Annotated in this window: 17 protein-coding genes; 5 read left to right on the top strand and 12 right to left on the bottom strand. The window is 69.5% G+C overall.

What is annotated here, in order from left to right:
- Positions 1 to 276: 276 nt before the first annotated feature.
- The 4 genes from AC07DU_RS25380 to AC07DU_RS25365 all read left to right on the top strand — a co-directional run bounded on the left by AC07DU_RS25380 (position 277) and on the right by AC07DU_RS25365 (position 2,783).
- A complete protein-coding gene (locus tag AC07DU_RS25380; RefSeq protein WP_479113766.1) occupies positions 277 to 591 on the top strand; it encodes a hypothetical protein in 315 nt (104 codons plus the stop codon).
- A gap of 456 nt (positions 592 to 1,047) precedes the next feature.
- Entirely contained in the window at positions 1,048 to 1,185 is a 138-nt protein-coding gene (locus tag AC07DU_RS25375; protein ID WP_479113764.1) for a hypothetical protein, read from the top strand.
- Positions 1,186 to 1,592: 407 nt separating this feature from the next.
- The gene (locus AC07DU_RS25370) at positions 1,593 to 2,123 is read left to right on the top strand and encodes a hypothetical protein (RefSeq protein ID WP_479113762.1); all 531 of its coding nucleotides are present in this window, start codon (positions 1,593 to 1,595) and stop codon (positions 2,121 to 2,123) included.
- A gap of 162 nt (positions 2,124 to 2,285) precedes the next feature.
- Positions 2,286 to 2,783 carry a hypothetical protein gene (locus AC07DU_RS25365; RefSeq protein ID WP_479113760.1) on the top strand — a complete coding sequence of 166 codons (498 nt, stop codon included), beginning with the start codon at positions 2,286 to 2,288 and terminating at the stop codon, positions 2,781 to 2,783.
- A gap of 241 nt (positions 2,784 to 3,024) precedes the next feature.
- Here the strand turns inward: AC07DU_RS25365 and AC07DU_RS25360 are convergent, their stop codons facing one another.
- The 9 genes from AC07DU_RS25360 to AC07DU_RS25320 all read right to left on the bottom strand — a co-directional run bounded on the left by AC07DU_RS25360 (position 3,025) and on the right by AC07DU_RS25320 (position 15,691).
- Positions 3,025 to 6,543 (bottom strand): CHAT domain-containing protein, encoded by a 3,519-nt coding sequence (locus tag AC07DU_RS25360; protein ID WP_479113758.1) that lies wholly within the window; start codon positions 6,541 to 6,543, stop codon positions 3,025 to 3,027.
- A 3-nt stretch (positions 6,544 to 6,546) separates the two neighbouring features.
- Positions 6,547 to 6,696: a hypothetical protein gene (locus AC07DU_RS25355; RefSeq protein ID WP_479029686.1), complete on the bottom strand. Its 150-nt coding sequence runs from the start codon at positions 6,694 to 6,696 to the stop codon at positions 6,547 to 6,549.
- Positions 6,693 to 7,343: a DUF6338 family protein gene (locus AC07DU_RS25350; protein WP_479113756.1), complete on the bottom strand. Its 651-nt coding sequence runs from the start codon at positions 7,341 to 7,343 to the stop codon at positions 6,693 to 6,695. Before AC07DU_RS25350 ends, AC07DU_RS25355 begins: the two co-directional genes overlap by 4 nt.
- A gap of 576 nt (positions 7,344 to 7,919) precedes the next feature.
- Positions 7,920 to 8,123 (bottom strand): cold-shock protein, encoded by a 204-nt coding sequence (locus AC07DU_RS25345; protein ID WP_014047008.1) that lies wholly within the window; start codon positions 8,121 to 8,123, stop codon positions 7,920 to 7,922.
- A gap of 321 nt (positions 8,124 to 8,444) precedes the next feature.
- The gene (locus AC07DU_RS25340; RefSeq protein WP_479113754.1) at positions 8,445 to 9,932 is read right to left on the bottom strand and encodes a UDP-N-acetylmuramoyl-L-alanyl-D-glutamate--2,6-diaminopimelate ligase; all 1,488 of its coding nucleotides are present in this window, start codon (positions 9,930 to 9,932) and stop codon (positions 8,445 to 8,447) included.
- Between the two features lie 600 nt (positions 9,933 to 10,532).
- Positions 10,533 to 10,832, bottom strand: coding sequence for a hypothetical protein (locus AC07DU_RS25335; RefSeq protein ID WP_479029679.1), 300 nt, complete (start codon positions 10,830 to 10,832; stop codon positions 10,533 to 10,535).
- Positions 10,833 to 10,903: 71 nt separating this feature from the next.
- Positions 10,904 to 12,703, bottom strand: coding sequence for a carbamoyltransferase family protein (locus AC07DU_RS25330; RefSeq protein ID WP_360891757.1), 1,800 nt, complete (start codon positions 12,701 to 12,703; stop codon positions 10,904 to 10,906).
- A gap of 448 nt (positions 12,704 to 13,151) precedes the next feature.
- Positions 13,152 to 13,850 carry a TetR/AcrR family transcriptional regulator gene (locus AC07DU_RS25325; protein ID WP_479029676.1) on the bottom strand — a complete coding sequence of 233 codons (699 nt, stop codon included), beginning with the start codon at positions 13,848 to 13,850 and terminating at the stop codon, positions 13,152 to 13,154.
- A gap of 227 nt (positions 13,851 to 14,077) precedes the next feature.
- Positions 14,078 to 15,691: an extracellular catalytic domain type 2 short-chain-length polyhydroxyalkanoate depolymerase gene (locus AC07DU_RS25320; RefSeq protein WP_479113752.1), complete on the bottom strand. Its 1,614-nt coding sequence runs from the start codon at positions 15,689 to 15,691 to the stop codon at positions 14,078 to 14,080.
- 369 nt (positions 15,692 to 16,060) lie between these two features.
- On the opposite strand from AC07DU_RS25320, the gene AC07DU_RS25315 reads away from it, so the two are divergent.
- Complete coding sequence (locus AC07DU_RS25315; RefSeq protein WP_360891748.1) at positions 16,061 to 16,867, top strand: ABC transporter ATP-binding protein; 807 nt, start codon at positions 16,061 to 16,063, stop codon at positions 16,865 to 16,867.
- Between the two features lie 27 nt (positions 16,868 to 16,894).
- Here AC07DU_RS25315 and AC07DU_RS25310 read toward each other — a convergent pair whose 3' ends face one another.
- From AC07DU_RS25310 to AC07DU_RS25300, 3 genes are read right to left on the bottom strand one after another with little or no spacing between them, the layout of a single operon-like run.
- The gene (locus AC07DU_RS25310) at positions 16,895 to 18,751 is read right to left on the bottom strand and encodes a peroxidase family protein (RefSeq protein WP_479113750.1); all 1,857 of its coding nucleotides are present in this window, start codon (positions 18,749 to 18,751) and stop codon (positions 16,895 to 16,897) included.
- Between the two features lie 26 nt (positions 18,752 to 18,777).
- On the bottom strand, positions 18,778 to 20,718 hold the full coding sequence (locus tag AC07DU_RS25305) for a GMC family oxidoreductase (RefSeq protein WP_479113748.1): 1,941 nt from the start codon (positions 20,716 to 20,718) through the stop codon (positions 18,778 to 18,780).
- On the bottom strand, positions 20,715 to 21,113 hold the full coding sequence (locus AC07DU_RS25300) for a hypothetical protein (RefSeq protein ID WP_479029667.1): 399 nt from the start codon (positions 21,111 to 21,113) through the stop codon (positions 20,715 to 20,717). Before AC07DU_RS25300 ends, AC07DU_RS25305 begins: the two co-directional genes overlap by 4 nt.
- Between the last annotated feature and the right edge of the window lie 38 nt (positions 21,114 to 21,151).

Here is a 21,151-nt window from a genome sequence, read left to right as displayed (position 1 = left end):
GGGGCCTCTCGTCGGCGTAGCCTTCGCGGGTGCCTCTCCGCATCGGATCAACGTCTCGCAGGAAGGCAGTCGTCTCTTTCGGATCTTGTCGGCCGAGCCCGCTTCGTCCGGTGCCGTGGCTCGCAAAGCGGAGGAGCGCGCTGTGTACCGGACGTACTCGGGCGCCCCGACAACCCGGCGAGGTGCGGCGCCGGGCGACGCGGGCCCGGCAAGATCCGAAAGAGACGGCCTAATCGCCGCGCCGCTCATACCGGCCCGCCGGACTCGGTAGCCGCCGTGGCGTACGACTGGCCGCCGCTGGTGCCCGGCGACCCGGACCAAGTCGCCCGGCGTGTCGCGGCCGTACTCGACGAAGCCTGGCGCCGACTCGCCGCGCAGCAGGAACGCGTACTCAGGACCTTTGAGCAGCGGCCCCGCGGCCGCCTGGTGCTGCTCACGCTTGAGGAGTTCAAGCGCGCTGTCCGGGCGTTCCACCGCGAGGTCGACAGCGAGGCCGTCGCCTTCGTCCACCGGCAGCTCCCGCACCTCTACCAGCAAGGCGCTGAGCGGGCTGCCGAACTGAGAAGGACCCGCGGGGCTCTCGGTGCGTAGCTCACGGATGGCATCCGAACGAGCCTCAGCAGGTCGCCCGTATGGAGACTCCATTCCTGCTCGGGGCGCTCCAACTCCCTGGATGTCGCTGAGGAGGCGACCGAGGACGACGAGGGCAGTCGACCCGCCGGGGACGCTCTACCCGCCGCCGGTGGCGACTGGATGCAGGCCCGCGACGAATCCCGCCAGGCGGCCCTGCCGGACTGGGGGAAGCTGCCCGATCCGGCTCGCGGTCGGCTGTGCTCGGTTAACCAGTCACGGGAAGCAGGTCTTTTCGCCGGTCATGAGTGCTCGCTCCGCATGCCGCCATGAGAGCCCGAGAGTGGGCTCGTTTACAGCGGGTGGCCGTGGTGACGACAACCCATAGCACCTGCCCGCACTCGCGATTCCAGTTGTCCGCGCGGCAGTCTCTTGCCCTGGGCCGCGGGGGCCCTTCGCGCCAATCGAGGAGGCATCATGGCAAGGGAACTGCTGTTCTTCAATTCTCGCAGTGGCCGCATCCAAACCGCCCGGCTCGACACCAACGGGCACTTCACCGGCCTGGACGAAGGGACACTCGACCCTGGCTGGGCGATCGTCGTAGCCGTCACCTGAACGTCCACTCCGTACCTCCATTACCGTCGATGACCGTGGGGCGCCAGAGGGAGTCCGCGCCCCCGGAGCCGCCCCGTCGGCAGGATGCCGTCGCATGTGCGGTCGCCGCCTGCGTGGCAACTGAGACGGGCACTGAGACGGACGAGCAGAAGGGCAGCACCCCTCAGGGGTGCCGCCCTTCTGTTTTGCCTGCTAAGGGCGGGTGACTGGCCTGACCACGGCGGCGTGCTTCGGGGAATCGGGGAACGGCTGCTGATGACCGACGACACGGTAGCCCCGCGCCTCGTATACGGTCTGGACTGCGCCGTTGCCGTTGGCCGGGTTGACCAGCAGGGTCACGCGCTCTTCGGTCTCGACGGAGACGCGTTCTACGTGAAGATCACTCCCTGAGCAGTGACGGAGCCCCCGTGTCTCTCATCACCGAGTACAGCACCACCGCCCGACCCGACCGCAGGATCGTGGAGGTCTACGACCCTGACGCCTACCTCGGCGACGACGAGGCGTTGCAGCAGTCAAGGACTCAGGTAGTCGCCGGAAACGGGTATCACTTTTACCTGCACAGCCTTCAACCCGACATCGAAGTACAAGTCACCATTAGGGTCTGGGACACCCCCCAGAAGCCCCCGGAAGACGCTGAGGGCACGGTCCCTGTCTCCCTGGAATCAGAGACGGGCCAACTCGTCGTCGACCAGCTCACCTTCGGGCCGGCGGGCATGATGGACCTGCCCCGGCCCGGTGTCTACGACGGGCACGCGGCATGGAGTGGACGAGACGCCACGGCCGCCTACTACGACACGTGCCTTCAGCGCGCTGTCGATGAGCAATGGGGCGCGGACGAGATCGGAGCAGCGTGGAAACAGTGCTCTACGGCTGAGCAGTACACCCTCGACCTCTGGTTCGTAAGGGAATCCGAACCCGAGGACGAGGACGACGAATAGCCTTGGGGACTGCTCCCCAGAACACCAGACGGGGCCCGTGGCATCAGCCGCCTGAACATGGAAGCGTCAGGGTTTCCATGATCGCCTGTCGTGCCTCGCCGGCCCTGGCGAACTGATAAGACGTCTTTTCGTGCAGGAGAGCCGCCAAGGAAACGGAAGCGTATGAATCTCAGCGACCGGAACGGCCCTGCTTCCTCTCGCGCTGCCGGCCAGAAGCCCCACTCTGGCAATCGCCGCCGTCTCATCAGACTCGGTGCAGCAACCGTGCTGCTTGTGGCCAGCACCGCGCTGGCCTGTAGTAACCGCAACGACGACTCCCCAGACGCCGCGCCCGCCGCTTCCTCCCCCACTTCGAACTGGCCAGGCAACGGCGACCCGGCTACGGAAGCCTTCCGCAAGCATCTCGCAGAAGGCGAAGCAACCAAGGAGCTTCTGGCCATCTCCATGCATGTGATGACCGAGGGGACCGGTCCACCCCTGTCCATCCGGGTCATCACCAACCTCGACCCTAAACTCCGGGACTCCGACTCACCCGATGTGGCGAAGGCAGAGAAGGTAGCCAAGGCCTTTGCCGACTGGCACACGGGCGAGTTCAAGGACCACGGGACAGTCAAGGTCAGTAATCCGGCGACCGAGACGATGACCACACTGAGCTGGTGACGGTGGGAAATCTAGCCTGGCGGGCCAGGACTCTTGGCCAGCCGGGCCTATCCGACGGGGTCACGGGTGTCGAAGGCGACCGCGCCGTCTCCGGACACCTCCACGAAGCCGTGATCGGCACCCACTTCGCCCACGCGCCCGTAGCGAGCCGTCTCCTTAGCGTTCAATGCCGATGACAGCTACCGACGCACCTGGCCGAGTCGGCTGCGGATCAACCTCCGATACGACGGAGTGCGCGTCATCAGGCGCCCGCGTGGACGTGTGCGGCCCACACCGACGGCAGGTTCGGATACTTCGTCCTGAGCTGCCTGACCGTGCGATGGACCGCCGCCGACGCGCACAACGCACCGGATCGATCCGCGATCAACTCGCCGTAGATCTGCTGACTGAAGGCTGGCGCCACGACATCGTCGATGCGCCAGAGCGTGCCGACCACCTGGGAGAACCCGGCTATCTGAAAAGCCGCCAACGGGTGGATCGCCTCGTCGGACAGGCGCGCGGTAGTGCGGGCCGTGTCGCAGGCCGACAGGAACGCGAACTCCGCGTTCCGCAGGCGCAGCCGGGAAAGGTCGAGCACCCGAAACGGCGCGCGGTCGTGGTCGTGCAGCGCGAGGTGGCTGTCCGAAGGGTTGTCCGGGTCGCTGTACCCGTGGCAGGCGAAGTGCGCCCAGCCACTGGCCGGCAAGGCGTCGAGAACGGCGTCACGCGTCGCGTCCGCGCCGACCAGGACCGTGGCGCCGGGTAGGAGAGCGGCCAGGTGGTCGGCTTCGGCCTGTGCGCCGGGCAGGTCCGGGGCGTCCGGAGTGTGCGGCATCGCGACCACCAGCAGCCGCGGCTCGTTCCGGTCGTGGCGGCGGCTCGCGCGGGCGTGGCCCAGAGCGCGGATCGTCGGCGTCGTCGAGGAGACGACGCGGTCGAGGAGCACAGGTCCGCCGTCGCGGTGGTGGCCCGCCGCGTGCAGGGGGAGCAGGCTGAGCGGCCCGACCGGGGCCCACCAGATCCTTGGCCACGGACCGTCCGCGGGCGGTTCCGCCGTCAGCCCCAGTTCGCCGAGCACGGGGCCCGCGACGGTGTCCCACAGCCACTCGAGTGTGTCGTGGATCGTCCGCTCGGCGACCAGCCGCCCCTCGGTGAACGCGGTGTGCAGCGCGCGTACGCGGTGACTCACGGCCTCTTCGCTCAGCCCGTCGAGCGCCCGTGACCGGACCCCGTCCGGAGTGATGATCAGCGCGTCACACCGGTGCCGGCTGACGTTGACGTACACGATCGGGCCCTCGTGCGCCTGCGCGGTGAGGTCGGTGAGCAGCGGGGGCCGCAGGAACCGCTCCATCCCGGGCAACGTACGGATCCGGTCGATCACCGCGTCGAGCTCGTCGGCGAGGGCCACGCGGTCTCTGGGGGTGTCGGTTTCGAACTCCCTGGTGAGCGCCTCGAAGCGCTCCGCCCACTCGGGTGCCCGCGCGCGCAGGTCGGAAAGGTCGCCGCGGCTGTCGAGTGCCTGGGCGGCGAGTACGCAGCGTCCGGATTCGAGCAGGGTCACCGCGCTCACCTCGTCGCCGACGGCCAGCGCGCACGCGGCCGCGTCGGCGGCGACCCCGGCGAACCGGCCGAGCCAGTACTGGGCGTCTTCGCGGCCCAGGCGGCGTCCGGCCAGCCGGGGCAGCAGCCGGACCGCGGCGGCGTAGGCCTCGGCGGCCACGTCGAACCGCCCGGCCTCGGCGGCCAGACGACCCCACCGGTCCGCCCCTTCCGCCCGGCTCTCCGCCGGCGATCCGGCAGACGCCGCGGCCTCCCGGTAGTGGCCGAGCGCCTCCGTCAGCGCGTCGCCGTCGCCGAGGTGCCGGAAGGCGAGCGCGAGGACGTTGGCGACGCCGGTCAGGAAACCCGCCCGGGAATAGGCCTCCTGCTCGGGCCTGCGCGCCGCACTCCGGGCCAGGGCGACCGCCTCGGCGATGACCTGCGGATCCGGCGGCTCGCGTCGCGCGCCGACGGGTGCGACGGGGTTCGTGCACCAGTTGCCGAGCGCGCCGGCCAGGCTCACGGTGTACTGGGGCCAGTGCGGGCTGTCCTCCGGCGTCGCTGCCACGGACGCGCGACGCGCGGCGATCGCGTCCCACAACGCCTCCCGGTCGCCGAACTCCTCATACGCCATCCCCAGCACACCGCCGAGATTGGCCAGCCGCCCCGCTCGGTTCGGGTCGTCGTCCGCCGTCACGTCCGCGGCCGCGCGCTGCGCGGCGATCGCCTCGTCGAGCACGCTCGCCTTGCCGGTCATGGTGAACCAGTCGGACAGCATGGTGCCGAGGTTGGAGAGCCGCTCGGCCTGCCCGGCGACCAGGTTCGCGCCGAGGCGGACCGACTCCCGCGCGTGGTCGACCGCCTCCGACAGCACCTGCGCCTCACCGGTCACCAGGAACCGGCTGTGCAGCACGACGGCGAGGATCCCGAGCGAACGCGGGTGCTCACCCTGTCCGACGGTGGCGTGGGCGGTACGGCGAGCGACGTCGATCGCGTCCATGACGTGGGCCAGCTCTCCGGTCGCGCGGAACAGCGCGTTCAGGTTGACGGCGAGGTTGCCCAGGAACTGGACCCGTCGGGGATGGCCCGCCGACGTGCACGCGATCGCCTCCCGCTCGATGGCGACGGCCTCCGCGAGCGCGGCGTGGTCCCCGAACTCCTCACCGCGGGTGGCCAGCGCCGTGGCGAAGTGGTCCAGCCGCACACCACGGTTGGGGTGCCCGGCGGGGGTCGCCGCCGCCACGGAGCGCCCGAGCTCGATCGCCCGCTGGAGCAGGGCCGCGTCCCGGGTCCGCAGGAACTTGGCGGCGTACCGGCCGCACATTTCGGCTTCGGCGTCGGCGCGTTCCAAACCGCCGGTCCATCGCGGGAGCTCGCCGGTGAGCGCGGCCCAGTCTCGTTCCGTGGTCGTCAGCTCGACGAGGTTCTGCGAGTGCCGCGGATCGGTGACCGGGGTGTGGGTCACCAGCGTCTGCCGGACCCGGAGCAGTTCGGCCAGATCGTCCCGCGCTCCGCGGGCCTGGTAGTGGTCGTCGAGCAGGTACGCGAGGTTCTTCAACCGGTCGAGCACGTCCGACGACCCGGCCGGCGTGAGTTCCACCGCTCGCCGTGCGGCGTCGACGGCTTCCTCCGTGACACCCGTCTCACCGGTGTCACGGATCCAGTCGCGCAGGACGACGGCGAGGAAGTGCAGGCTCGTCGCGGCGATTTCGTCGTCGGGGGAGCACGCGACGGCGGCCCGCGCGTGCTCGACGGCTTCCGCCAGGGGACCGAGGTCCTTCGTCACGGTGTAGGCCGTCCGCAGCGCGACAACGAGGTTGCCCAGGTAGAACGCCTTGTCCGTGGACGGTTCCTCCTCGACGGCCGTCCGGCTCCAGTCCAGCGCGTCGGCCAGGGTTTCACGGTCCTGGTTCTGCTGGAACGCGGTGTGCAGCAGCATGCCGAGGTTGTTGGCGCAGTGGGCCGATTCCTCCGGGCTTTCGTACGCCAGGACGTAAGCCTCCGTGACGTTCCGGACGGCTTCCTGCAGGAGCTCGAAGTCGCCGGTCTGGTGGTAGCGGATCTGCAGCAGGCCCCCGAGATGGGAGAGGACCTCGCCACGCTCGCCCACGTCCTCGGCGGCCAGCACGGCACGGCCGAGGTCGATCGCCTTCTCGACCGACACGGGGTCCGCGCTGTGCCGGGCTACGCGAAACGCCTCGGAGAACCGCTCGGCTGGTCCGTGCGCGGTCCCGCCAGTCATGTGTCAGTCCCCGTTGCCGTTCGAGGTGCCGGCCGGGCCGCCGGGTGCCTCGTCCGGCTCGGCGACGGTGGCTTTCGGGGTGTAGCCGCGTTCCGCGGCCTCCTGCAGTAGCGCCACCTCTTCGGGCGAGAGCTCGGGTTCGTGCGCCATCATCGCTCCTCTCCCGGCACGGCCGCCGGTTCTCCGGCTTCGACGAACTCCAGCACGTCGAAGTCTTCCGCTCGCAGCCGCAGGCCCGCCGTCCCGTGCACGCGCGCGCCGAACGACCCGTCGGCACCCATCACGCGCGCCGACTCGAGGTACAGCTCGGCCGGGTGGGGGTACGAGGAGGCGTACGACCGGTCGCCGTACCAGCCACCCGCCCAGTTGCCGTCCTTGAGCCGCACGCGCACGAAGCACGGTTCGCGGTCACGGAACGCGTGGTCCCAGGCGCTGGGCGTCCGCAGGAACCGAGCCTTGCGCCGCTGCCGATCCACCAGGGAAACGGTGACCGCCGCCACGGCCGGCACGACGAGGAACAGCACCACGGCGACGAAGCCGACCACTCGCGGCCGCTCCACGAAGCCGTCCCAGTCGCCGCCGGTGCCTCGAGCCAGGCGAACCAGCGCCGGCCCCGCCACCACGGCGTACAGGGCGTCCAGCGCGATCGACGCGACGATCGCCCGCAGCACCCGCTCACCCAGATCACGCTCACCGGGCACCGGCCCACGGCGGCGTTCCCGGACGAACTGATAGGTGACCCCGGGCAGCACCAGAAGGACGAGCAGAGCGAGCTGTACGACCGTCGCAGGCGCCTGCACTCACCACCCCCACGTCTCACGGACTCGTTCCATCAGGCTACTGGCTTGCGTGAACGACGGGACGAATACCTGGTAGTTGGGGCCCTCGCTCGGTGAGTGATGATCACGTGCCGCCCTCGATGACCGCTGGGAGCAGGCCCCGGACTGCCTCCGGGAACTGGGCCACGGGTCCACCTCGCCGACTGGTACGCGGCCGCCGAGGAGACCTACACCCTGCTGCTCGCGAACATCGGCCGCACCTCCGCCGTGTCCGCGCACGCACTGGAGGGCCTGGGCGAAGTCCACCGCGCGGAGGGCCGGTACGACGGGGCCACCGCGGCGCACGAGTGCTGGATGAACTCACCGGGTGAGCTCACCCCCGCGATGTGGCACGTATGCGAGGAATTCCTGCGGGAGGAGAAAGGGCGCGGGGAATGGCGAACGAGCCAGGGGAAAGCGAAGCGCGAGAAAGCCCGCCTGGTCCGGTTTTAACGGAAAGCGCGTACGGAGTATTCGTCCGGAGGCGGGCGGGGACACATAAAACAGCTGGGCCCCGCACCCAAGGGTGCGGGGCCCAGCTCATGCTGCGGGGGTGCTTTAGGCGGGAACGATGTTCTCGGCCGTCGGGCCCTTCTGGCCCTGGGCGATGTCGAAGTTCACCTTCTGGCCCTCCTGCAGCTCGCGGAAGCCCTGGGCGGCGATGTTCGAGTAGTGGGCGAAGACGTCAGCGCCGCCACCGTCCTGCTCGATGAAGCCGAAGCCCTTTTCCGCGTTGAACCACTTCACGGTGCCAGATGCCATGTCAATCTCCTTCGGGGTGCGCCGGAGTCCGCACTCTGCGAGCTCCGTGTCGCCGTGATGATCACCCGTCCGGAAATGACCGGAAATACAAAAGTGCTTCCGTCGGCCCGAAAGCCGGTGGAGGCACTTGGAGTTTTTGGGAACCACAACTGCAACTGAGATCGACAGTAGCACAGTGAGATCGGCGGTGCGCGGTGAATCATTTCACTCGGACTGTTGTGTGAGATTCCCTCACCGCGCGTCGCCATGGTATTTCACTTCGCCGTCACAGATATGCGGGCGTCCGGGACGAAGTGTTTCCCAGGGCCCCCCCGGGCGCCGTTACGGACCGGCCAGCTCCCGCACCGTCGCCATGTCGCTGAAGGGAAGGAGCTCCCCGCCCACGATCTGGTGCGGCTCGCTGCCCTTGCCCGCGATCAGGACCGTGTCGTCCGGGCCCGCAGCCGACAGAGCGAAGGCGACGGCCTGGCGGCGGTCGGTGAAGCGTTCGAACGGGGTCCCCGTCGCCGTGAGACCGGGGACGATCTGGTCCAAGATCGCCTCCGGGTCCTCGTCGCGGGGGTTGTCCGACGTCAGGACGCACAGGTCCGAGTAGGTCCCGGCGATCCTCCCCATGTCGGCTCGCTTGGTGGTGTCCCGGTCCCCGCCGCAGCCGAAGACGGTGATGACCCGGCCGCGGGCGAAGCCGCGGATGGCGCTCAGGACCTTGTCCAGGGAGTCCGGCGAGTGGGCGTAGTCCACGATCACCGAGGTCCCGCCCGGGGTCTGGAACCGTTCGAACCGGCCCGGGACGGGCGGCATCTGGGCGAGTGCGGCGACCAGCCCCTCCAGGTCGTGCCCCAGGACGTGGCAGGCCGCGACCGTCGCCAGCGCGTTGGCCACCGAGAAGCGGCCCGGAACGGTGATCGCCGCCTGATGGGTGCGGCCGCCGTGGTGCAGGGTGAAACGGGTGCCGGACGCGTCCGCCCTGAGGTCGGTGGCCCGGTAGTCCGCCGCGGAGTCCAGGGCGTACGTGGTCACCGCGCCCGGCATCATCGCCTGGATGCCCGCGCCGACGGCGTCGTCCACGTTGACCACCGCGTGCCGGCACAGGCCCTCGAACAGCCGCAGCTTGGCGTCCCGGTAGTTCGTCATCGTGCCGTGATCGTCCAGGTGGTCCTGCGTCAGATTGGTGAAGACCCCGACGTCGATGAACGTCCGGTCCACCCGGTGCGTCAGCAGGGCCATCGAGGTGGCTTCCAGCACGGCGCTGCCGGCTCCCGCGTCACGCATGCGCCCCAAGAGGTACTGGAGGTCCGGTGACTCCGGGGTGGTCAGCGCCGACCTCGGCATCGGGATCAGTGCGTCACCGATCCGGCTGCCGGCCGTCCCGATGACCCCCACGCTCGCGCCCTCGGAGATCCGCAGCACCGACTCGACCATGTACGAGATGGACGTCTTCCCGTTGGTGCCGGTGATCGCCACGACGTCCATCGCGCGTCCGGGCTCACCGAAGTAGCGGGAGGAGACCACGGCGGCCGCCTTGCGGGTGTCGGACACCTCTACGACGCACGCACCCGGTGCCGCCGCCCCGACCGGAGCCGGAAGGTCCCGCGCCTCGGCGCCGACGAGTACGGCCACCGCGCCGCGCGCCAGGGCCGGGCCCACGGCTTCGAGACCGCCTCCGTAGTGGCCGGGCACCGCGATGAAGAGACACCCCTGGGACACCCGGTCGAGGTCGAACGTGATGCCCGATGTGATGCGGGTCGTCTCCGGGTCGCCCTGGAGAACGTCATGGTCGTGGCCTGTCAGCAACCCGCTCAGCTTCACGATGGTCCCTTCGAAGGTGGCTCGGGCCCGTCGTGCGGCCGAAGCCAGGCGGCAGCGCCGGCGGTGCGCCGGAGTCTGCGGTGAAGAAGTGGGGCAGGGCGAACGGGGGCGAACGGGCCGAACGACGGCCGCGTCCGTCGCAGGAGCCCGTTGCAGGAGTCCGTCCGGCGCGAGCAGCAGGGCGGCTCAGCCCCCGCCGGCGAAGCCGCGGGGAGGCCCCGGGCAGGACCCGGGGATGACACGGCGGCGGCGAGGCGCCGGAGGCGATCGCTAGCCGTGGCCGTGCAGCGCGCCGCGGCCGACCGAGGGAGCCTCGCCGACCGCCGCGGTCACCGGGCGAACGCCCGCCGGGCCCGTGAGAACCGGACACGGCACACGGGTGGCCTGTGGCAGACCCTCCCCTGCGGCACGTGTGTGATCCATGGGCCGAGTGTACGTCGGGGAGAGGTCCTTCTTCGCCGGTGATCGCGGGGACCCCCCGCGGCCCGCGGCCCGCGGCACGCGCCTGCGGGCGGCTGGTGGGGGACCGGTACCAGGGAGCGCGCCTACGGGCCCCGGCCGGTTCGCTCACCGCGCCGTGTCGGGTGCTGCCCGCTCTTCTCAGGCCCGGGCGCCGTCGACCCCGGCACGCGATCCCACGCGTGCGCGGCACGCGTACTTCGTCGATTCCACCGTACTGCGCGCCACGGCCATGGCTTCGAGCAGGAGTTCGGTGGTGGTGCCGTCCGGCGCCGTTTGTTGGGTGCGCAGCAGCAGAGCCGCGCAGGTGAGCGCGTCGGAGGCGGCGCTGAGCTCCGCCGGGGTGCGCGGCACCCGGGAGTTGCGCAACTCCGAGGCCAGCTTCTCCAGATACGGAACGACTGTCGTGAGGTCCACGGCCGTCTCATGTACGGCACGCATAGAACGACTCCCTTTTCCTAGCCCGGAACCGGGACGCCGTGCGACGGCGTCCCGGTGGGGAACCACAGAGGTCATGCAGCCTGGTCGGTCTTCGTGACGAGGTAGTTGCCGAGGACGAGGTAGTCGATCTCGGTGCTCAGGAAGCACTTCACCGCGTCGACCGGGGCACACACGATCGGCTCGCCGGCCACGTTGAACGACGTGTTGATCAGGCACGGCACGTCGGTCAGTGCCGTGAACTCCCTCAGGAGCCGCGACAGCAACGGCGCGGCCTCATCGGTGATCGTCTGCACCCTGGAGGTGCCGTCGACGTGGGTCGCACCCGGAATGATGTCGTGGTATTCCGGCCGTACCGGGAACACGAACGTCATGTACGGGGAACGGGGCTTGCGGCCCATCTCGAAGATCTTCGGCGCATCCGACTCGAGCACGATCGGCGCGAACGGCCGGAACGGCTCGCGGTGCTTGACCCGCGTGTTGATGACGTCCTTGATGTCCGGGAACTTCGGGTTCGCCAGGATGCTGCGGTGCCCCAGCGCCCGCGGCCCGTGCTCCATCCGGCCCTGGAACCAGCCGATGACGACCTTGTCGGTGAGCAGCTTCGCCACCTGGTCGACGACCTCGTCCTGGGTCAGACGCGTCCAACGCACCTGGTCGCTGAACTCGTTGAGGGCGCTCTCGATGGTCGTGGTGTCGTACTCCGGTCCGAGGTACGGGGTGACCGTGTCGGCGTACTTCACCTCGGCGGTGTTGTCCGGGTGGTTCGCCCAGGCGAAGACGGCTGCGCCGATGACCACGCCGGTGTCGCTGGCGCCGAAGCTCACCTCCATGTCCTCGAAGCGCGAACCCTCCAGCAGCTTGGTGTTGTTGACGCAGTTCAGCGCCAGACCACCCTCGAAGAGCAGGTGGTTCAGGTCCGTCTTGGACTCCAGTGCGCGGACCTGGTGGCTCGTGACGGCCGTGAGCAGATCCTGCGCCGCCGCGGCCACCTTGGCCTTGTACTCGACCGTGTCCTGGTACGGACCGAAGCCCTTGACGAACAGGTCGTCGAAGCAGCGCGGGTTCGCCGGGTCGTGCGGCATGACGAGGCTGTACCGCCCGCCCTCGTGCAGCCGCACGATGTTCTCGAGGAACGGGTTCGGCGAAGGGGCCTCGGCGAACCCGGAGAGGCCCATGACCTTGTATTCGTCATTGTTGGGCACGAAACCGAGGAATCGCGTGATGGCGGCGAACAGGTTGCCCAGCGAGTCGTTCGCGCTGATGAGCGAGTCTTCGAAGACCTTGATCCGGCCATCGCGGATTTCACCGGTCAGCGAGGAGAGCAGTTCCGCGCGACCGTCACTGATGAGGAATGCGGTGTCCTTCTGGCCCGCCATGTAGTAACCGGTCATGGCGTGGGCGAGGTGGTGCTGAACGAACACCACCTTGTCCGGGTCGGGGGTGAACCCGGTGCGTGCGGCGAAGTCGGCGAGCATCGCCTCGCGCCCGACGGCCTTGTCGAAGAGTTCACCGATGCGACGCAGCCGGTCCACCTTCTCCGCGGGCTTCAGCGGAGCAGACGCGAGGTCGTGCATCGTGGCATCGAAGACGTCGTTCGAGAAGTTCCACGGGATGGCGATGACATCGATGTCCGAGAACTCGATGCCCGCGTGTTCCAGACACCACTGGACCGCATTGATGGGGAAGTCCGAGGTCTTCTTCTCGCGGTTGAGCCGCTCTTCCTCGACGGCGGCGACCAGCTTGCCGTCCACCAGCAGTGCCGCACCGGAGTCGTGGCCGAGAATGTAGTGCTTCTCGGTCCCGACCGCACCGAATTGCGTCGCGAATACCTCTGCACCCAGGGTGAAGCCATTGCAACCCAGGACAATCATGATAAATTCCCTTCGCTGTTGAGCGGCGGCGTGCATTCGATCCGCCGGGGGGCGAGCAGACACCCGGCGGCGTCGAACAGGGCGATGTTCTTGTTGCGCATTCAGTCGGACTTTCTCGTCGGAACATTCGAATGGCATTCGGCCCTAAAAAATTTCTCCGCCACGGTACCGGAGCCGATCAGCCCCCTGCAAGGTTCGAAGCACACTGTCAGGGATGCGTTTCTCACAACATCCCCGAGGGGAAGATGGCTTGATCTGTTCCCTGTAATCCGTCCGTTAGCGGAATCAGGCATGCGATTTCACGGGTCGACGCCAATGCATTGCCGACGCCGAGAGGGAAAGGCGACAGGGGGGATCGCGGAGTGCCGGATCGTCGACACTCCGGGCGGGTCTCACGGCCGCGGCACCTAGCGGCACCTACCCGATGCCGGTGGACGCCACGGTGCGCTCAGCGGGCCTGGCGCTGGGGGACGGGCGCCGCGGCCTGTGCGAGCAGTCCGTCGACGAAGGCCTGGAGAGCGCGGGGGTAGGTGTTCTGCGGGGCCAGCTTCGCCCACTGGTCGTTCAGGGCGGCCAAGTGCGGCAACTGGGTGGCGAGAAGGTCGCTGAACTCGCGGGAGACGGGGACCTCGTCGTTCGCCCAGGCGCGCTCGGAGTGGGCGCGGACGAGGATCTCGCCGACGGTGTAGTACCAGATGCTGCGGAAGACGTAGACGGACTGGGCGGGTGTGCAACCGTGGTCGATGGCCCCGGCGAGGATGACCTCGACTAACCACAGGGCCGAGTCGCCCAGTCGCATGATGAAGCCGTCGGTGGTCAGGACTTCGGCGGCCCACGGCCATGCGGCGAGGGAGTCGTGGATCGCGGTGGCGGCCGCGATGATGCGCTCGCGCGGCTCGGCCGGCAGATCGGGGTGCGGGATCTGGTCCGCGTGCTCGTGGATCAGCAGGAGCAGCAAGTCCTCTTTGTCCCGGACGTGGTGGTACAGGGTCGTCGCCCCGATGCCGATCTCGCCGGCCAGCCGGCGGATCGTCAGCTTGTCCCAGCCGTCCCGGTCGATGAGCCGGCGGGCCGCGATCAGGATCTGCGTACGGGACGTCACGGGGGGTCGGCCGACACGGCCGTGCGGTGCTGCGTTGGGAGACATCGCCCCATCATGCACTAGCCGAACCCGGCACCTCAGGCCCCTGCGCTCGACATCGAGCCGGTTCTGGTGTTAATTTCAGAACGGGTTCGGAAACCCTGAGGACGGAGGCCGGTTCATGGACACGTGCTGCACGGGCGCATGCGTGACAACAGGACGAACTCCCTTGGGATATCGGTGAGTTCGCCCTGTGCCAGACCTACGCGGAGCAGCGCGTGCGGGTGTGGCCGCTACCGGTACTCCACGGTCAGGGCTGCCTGGGTGTCCTTGTTGACGAACAGGTAGGCCGTAGCCGTCTGGTTGAGTTCGAACCGCAGACGCATCTGGGTCCGCCCCGAGCGGTTCATCGCGGACAGACCCGCGGCTGACAGGTTGCTGGAGGCCTTGCTGCCGGAGGTGAAGGGGCCGAATTCGGCGGCGGCCGGGGCCGTCGTGGCAGCGGCCCAGTCGGAGCTCTCCACCGCGCAGCCGCCGAGGCAGCCGGTGTGGACGTCGACCAGGAGCCGGTTGCCGGCGGGACTGGCCCACGGACTGCCGGATCCGCCGCTCCTTGTCAGGGTCACCCAGGCGCGGGTGATCTCCCTTCCGGAGGGGATGGTGCTGGTGTCGAAGGACAGGACGGTCCGGTTGAACTTGCCGTCGGCGCCCCGTCCCAGTGCCAGACCGTAGGTCTCCTCCAAAGTGCCGACGGCCGGGCCGGAGCCGTCACCCGCGGCCTTGATGTAGCCGTCCTCGGCGTCCACGCTGGGCAGCGTGACGGTTCCCGTGGGCGGCGGGGTCGAGCCGCCTCCGCCCAGGGCCTTGACCATGCTCATGATGGTCTCGATCTGCCTGCCGCCGTGCCGCGCGTAGTCGGAGTCGCCGAGGTAACCCCACCAGTTCCAGCAGCCGTTGGGGTTGTCGAGCGTCGTCGTCGCAATGGCCTGCGGGTACAGGACGATCAGGTTGTTGGTGTCGGCGTACTCGTTCAGGTAGGCCCTGTCGATGAACTGGGTGCCGAAGCCCTGGTACGAGTAACCCTGCTTGCAGCCGTGGAGAGCGACGACCACCTTGCAGGCCGCGCCGTTCGCGCAGCTGGTGGGGACGTAGACGAAGCCCTTCTCGTCCATCGAGATCGGCTTGGCGGCGCCGCCGGGCGCGTACTTGTTCTGGTCGAACCGGATGAGGCTGCCACCGGGACCCGCCGCGGGTGCGCTGACCCGGCCGAGGAGATGCCCCAGGAACTCGCGCTCGGCGTCGAAGCCGCAGTTGTTGATCCACGGGTTGCCGGTGACGGTGCACGCGTTCGGGCCGAGCGGGCTGATCCAGGCGTGGCCGGCGGCGGTGGCGTTGTTGTAGAGGACGTTGGCGCCGAAGTGCCGGTAGTAGTCGTTCAGCGCGGTGGACACCGGGCGTTCGACGGTCGAGTCGTTGGAACCGCTGAAGACGTAGACCGGATCGCCGCTCAGCCCGGCCACGTCGTCGATGCTCCCCTGCGCCGACCAGTTGGCTGTGGTCTGTTGCAGGGTGGCGAGCTGGAGGTCCTGGAACACGTCCATGCAGGCGTTCAGGGCCTTGCCCAGGTCGTTCTGCGCGCAGTACTGCGGTCCGGAGGCGAAGGCGGCCGAGCCGTCGAACGTACCGGAATAGGCCACATGCAACTGGGTCGCCATGTACCCGCCGGACGAGACACCGGCGCTGTAGACGCCGTCGACGTTGTACGCCTTGAGCTCGCCGGGCACGGGAGGGATGGCGGCTGGGTCGGCGGCCGAGGTGGCCGCGGTGGCCGGGGCGGCGACGAGCACGCCGACGCCGAGCAACAGTGCTGCGGCGGCCCCGCCGAGCCTTCCGAGGAATGGACGCACAAACCCTCCACTGGTGTGAGACGGCTCACCGGTTCGGACGGCTGTGACGATAGCTTCCGGTCACATCCCGTACGCACGGTGGCGTTTGCCACAACAGCAGGCTCCTCTATGGCGGTTGCGCCCCTGGACGCCCACGGCACGAGACCCAGCGCGGGGCAGGACATGAACGTACGGCTGTGGCTCTCCCACTCGGCGCCCAACCGGCGCCTCCCGCCCTCAGCGGCGGGCTGGGAGGCGCGAAGGGTGGTCCGGCGGCCGGGTATGCGGAACGACACGGGAACTCCGATCGTTGGCGACGGCAGGCGGCGTACTGCCGGCAGCGGAGGTACGCCTCACCACTGTCGCATTGACTGAAAGGCAGGAGCGCCCATGGACACGCCCGCGCAGCCTCGGACCGTCGCCGCGCTCAACGCCGCGAGCGTGCGCCGGTTCACCACCGGCCTCGTGATCCTCGACCGCATCGAGTGGACCGTGCGCTCCGGGGAGCACTGGGCGCTGCTCGGCGCGAACGGCGCGGGCAAGACGACCCTGCTGCGCCTCCTCGGGGCGCTGATGCACCCCACGGACGGCACCGTCGAGGTCCTGGGCCACCGGCTGGGGCGCGTGGACCTGCGCGCCCTGCGGACGCGCATCGGCCTGGTCTCCAGCGCGCAGCGCACTCCCGGGAACGAGACCGCGCACACGATCGTCCTGACCGGCGCGACCGGGACCGTCCAGCCGCTGTGGCGCATGTACGACACGCAGACCCGCGAGCGCGCCCACGACCTGCTCGCCGAGCTGGACTGCAAGGACCTGGCCGACCGGCCGTACGGCGTGTGCTCCGGCGGCCAGCGGGCCCGGATCCTCATCGCCCGCGCGCTCATCGCCGACCCGCCCCTGCTGCTCCTCGACGAGCCGTTCAACGCGCTCGACCTGCCCTCGCGCGAGGACCTGATCGACGCCCTGCACCGGCTCGCCGCCGCTCGCCCGGACCTGGCCACCGTGACGGTCACCCACCACCTGGAGGAACTGCCCCCGAGCACCAGCCACGCGCTGCTGCTGCGCGAGGGCCGCGTCCATGCGGCGGGCCCGGCCGCATCCGTCCTGACCGGCGAGTCGCTCACCACGTGCTTCGGCCGCCCCATCGACGTCAGCCGCCACGACGGCCGCTGGGCGGCCCGATCCGGCCGCCCCTGAACGCGAGGGGCGGCGGAGCGGGTGGCGTCAGGAACGCGCGCTGCCGTCGGCGGTGTGCCAGGGAACGAACGCGTTCTTGAGCCCCGCCAGGACCGTGCGCAGCTCCGGATAGTGGCGCAGCAGCACGGAGATCATGCTGTTGTCGTCGATCCAGGCCATGCCCGCCTTGGAGTACACCTCGGGGGTGTAGTAGTCGGTGAAGAAGCGGTCGCTGTTCAGGCGGCGCGAGGCCATCAGGATGAAGATGCGGAAGGCCGTGTCGCTGAAGGCGAATCCGGTCGGCAGCTTCTCCGCGTACATCCCGACCATCAGGTCGACCTTCTCGATGTCGCCGTCGTAGAGCCGCTCGATCTCCTCGGCCCACACCGGGTTGCCGGTGAGGTCCTCGAAGCGTGCCGCCGGCTTCAGCCGCAGCAGGCGCCGGAAGTCGTTGTAGCGGGGGACACCCAGCTCCCGGTTGCGCAGGATGTCCGTGGCGGCGAGGTCCTGGCGTTGCCCGTCGGGGCGCTCGAAGTCCTGGAGGAACCTGGGGAAGTTGTGCAGGGTCACCAGTCCCGGGTGGAGGGTGCCGAAGCTGTAGAGCAGATTGGCCATGCCCTTGGTCTTCAGCACGTTGAGCGCCTCCGGTCCGGCGATGTCACGGAACGTGCACTCGCTCAGGGTGGAGTCGTCGGTGAGGGAGCGCAGGTGCCAGTCGTCGCGGACGAGCGGGTGCATGCGGTAGACCGCCGCGAACTCCTCGGTCAGGGCGTACGGGACGCCGTAGTGGTCCGTCCTGCTGCCCGGGATGCCGCTGACGGTCTCGCTCTGCGAGATCCGGCCGAAGGCGCCGTGGACTCGCTCACCCGCGATGCCCCACCAGTTGGCCCGCAGGGCCTTGACGGTGGTGGGGTGGCTGATGACCGCCGGCGTCCACTCGACCGTGTGGATCTTGGCGAGGAGCGCGGCGTTGACGAGCCGTGCCCGCTGGAACAGCTCCTCGTCGTCCCAGGACGGGTAGGCGGCGTGCAGGTGGTCGCAGATCGCGTTGTGCTCCTGGGTGAACAGGTTCTGCATCATGACCAGGCCCAGCCAGAATCCCGGAACCCGCGAGGGATCGCGAGAGGGGTCGGAGGGGACCGGCGTCGCGTCGTCGAAGAGGTGCAGCTTGCCCAGCCGGCCCGTGCGTACCTGGCGCTGCTCCGCCTCGTTCGTCCCGTAGATCTGGGACGCGTCCCACCAGTGGGAGGAGACGTTGACGCGGGTGTCGGGGGTACCGGCGGGCGACCGGGGGTCGCGGGTCGGGTCCTCCTGGGTCCGCATGATCCGCATGGGGCGTTCCGGCCACGGGTCGTCGTCCATGAGGGGTACTTCCCAGGGCCGGTCCGTGGGGCTCTTTCCGTGACTGAACCAGTCGCGGACCATGAACTGCAGCCAGGCGGTGACCAGGGAGTTGACGGACTCGGCCGGGATCAGCTCGTGGCGGGTGAGCAGGGCGCGGCTGACCTCGCGCGGGTTCGGGCGCGAGAGCACGCTCTCGGGGGTGGCCGGGGGGATCTCGTCCAGCGGGATGTTCCGGCCGAAGCGGGTCCCCGCCATGCCCATCCGCGGCTCGGCGAGGTCGTTGTGGCTGCCGTCGGCCGTCCGGCTGACCCGGTGCCTCGGGGAGGGCGGCGCGGGGTCGGGAAGGTTGACGGAGGGCAGCCGCGAGGTGTCGTGGAGGTTCTTCTGACGGAGTTTGACGCGCAGCCCGAGCAGGACCAGCAGGCCGGGGGTGACCGCCAGGTTGTTCCAGCCGTTGTGCCGGTCGACGAACTCGGCGATGCGGGTGATGATCCGCCAGGGTAGGGATGAGCGGTAGCCGGAACCGGACCGCCGGGGTGTGGCGCGTCGTTGCGTGCTCATCGTGGGCTCCTAGGATCGGTTCCCGGTCAGGTCGGGTGCCGTGACGCGGCCACGGCGGTTCGCGTGCGCGAGGCATCGCCGAGGATCACGTCGCTCGCCTTCTCGCTGATCATGTAGACCGGAACGGCGATGAAGAATCCGGGAATGCGGGGGAAGACCGAGGCGTCGACGATCCGCAGCCGCTCCACGCCGCGCACCTTGAAGTGGCTGTCCACGACGGCCGAGGGATCGTCGGCCCGGCCCATCTTGCAGCTGCAGGAGGCGTGATGCCCCCATGCCTCGTCCTGGACGAAGCGGCGGACGCTCTCGGTGCCGGCGACCTGCTCGCCGGGCCACAGCTCCTTGAGGATCACGGAGTCGGCGCTCCGGTTCATGCTGCGCACGAACGCCACGGCGGAGGCCATCGCGTCGAGGTCCCGCGCTTCCTCGTCCGTGCCCTCGGTGAAGTAGTGGAAATTCACCAGCGGGGTGTCCCGGGGGTCGGCGGAGCGCAGGCGCACCCGGCCGTTGGTGTTGTGCGTACGGCTCTTGAGGATGGCCCACGTGAAGCGGTCCCGGTGGCGTGTCAGCTCGCGCGAGTAACCCGGATGGTAGCCGCGGAAGTCGAAGGGACCGCCGAAGACGAACAGGTCCGGGGCGTCCAGCGAGGGACGGGACTTGCGGGTGATGCCGACGACGGCGCCGTTGGTCGTGTACAGGCCCTCGCCGCGCTGCCAGGCCCGGTAGCAGCGGTCCGGTTTGGCTCCGGGCTCCGGCGCGTGGAAGTCGCAGTCCTTGATGACCGGGAACTCGCGGTCCATCTGGCTCACCACGCCGACCTCGTACCGGTCCTGCAGGTTCGCGCCCACGCCCTGGAGCGGGACGCGTACCGGGATGTCGTGCCGCTCCAGCTCCTCGCGCGGGCCGATGCCCGAAAGCATCAGCAGCTGGGGCGTGTTGAAGGCCCCTGCGGCAAGGATCACCTCACGGGAGGCGAGCGCCCTGCGCGGGAGCGGCGACGCGGGAGGGTGGGGACTGCCGGGGTCCGCCCGGTAGGCGTGCGGCTGGTCCAGGTAGTCGACGCCGGTCGCCGCCCCGTCCTCGTCCAGCACGACCCGCGTCACCAGGGCGTTCGTCCGGACGACCAAGTGGTCCGGGTGGCTGCGCTGTACGTCCAGCACCCGCTCGCGGGCGGCGCTGCGCCGCCCGTCGGCCGTGGAGATCGGGATCTGCCACAACCCTTGCAGCCCCTCGCTCTGCACGTGCCAGTCATTGGGGTCGACGAAGGATCCGAGGCCCTCCAGGGGGGAGAGCGGCCGGCCGATGAAGTCGACGAGGGTGTCCTGTGCGGCGGACAGGATGACCTTGAGCAACTGCTTGTCCTGGATGATGAGTTCGGGGTCGGCGAGAGCGGTCGCCAGCCAGCCGTCGAACCCGTGCCGGGAGTCGTTGCGGTAGCGGGCCGCGGCGAAGGGAAGCAGCTCCAGCAGGGCGGCCAGCAGCCGGTTGCCGGGCGGCTTCTTGGGCCGGCGGCGGTACGTACAGCGCTCCAGCCGTTCGAAGTACCCGCGCATGGCGGCGCTGCCCCACGACGCGTCGCCGGTCTCGCGCGCGATGTCGTCCCAGTCGTTGTTGTAGGGGTAGACGGTGATCAGCGCGTGATGCGCGGTGCAGCCGCCGACCGTCCCGGCCCGCGGATAGAGGATGCCCTGCCCCGGCACGAGCTTGCTGTCGCGCTGGTGCTGCTGCTCGTCCGCGTAGTGGCGTACGAAGTAGTCCCAGCGCTGCACGGGGTCCTCGGACGCATCGGCGTGGAAGGCGGGCACCAGGTAGTTGTCGTTCTCCTCGGCACCGCCCGCGTCGAGCAGCAGGACGCGCATCCCCGCGGCGGCGAGGTTGGCCGCCAGCGGGCCACCGCCGGCGCCCGCGCCGACGACGATGTAGTCGAAGCCCGTCTCGGCCGACGGGGCGCCGGGCCCCGCGCTCACTTGCCCTTCCTCTTCCCGAAGTCGGCCGCGCTGGCGGCCAGGGTCGTGTTGACGGCCGAGATCAGCGTCGTCAGGGCCGCGGTACGGGGCGGCAGTTGGCCGCGGATGCCGAGCAGGGCGGCGGTCGCGGTGTCGCTCCCGTGGATCAGGACGCCTTCGCGAAGGTCCTCCTGAAGGCGGGGTCCGCGGTTGACGAGCAGATCGAGGCCGAGCAGGATCGTGCGGATCCCGAAGAGCCGGAAGGCGTAGACGGCCGCCGGACTGAGGTCACGGTCGGGGTCGAGGCGCCGGATGAGCAGCGTGGGCGTCAGGAGTCCGGCGACGCCGTTGAAGAGCCGGATGCCGGCCAGTGCGTACACCGAGACCGGACGGCGGGCCACGCGTGGCTTGGCCATGGTGTCTCCCTGGAGTGCGGCGGCTTCTGCGGCCACAA

The sequence above is a fragment of the Streptomyces sp. NPDC045695 genome (genome assembly GCF_056432025.1).
Note: the sequence above shows the minus strand (reverse complement) of the source record. Positions and strands in the feature narration are given on the sequence as shown.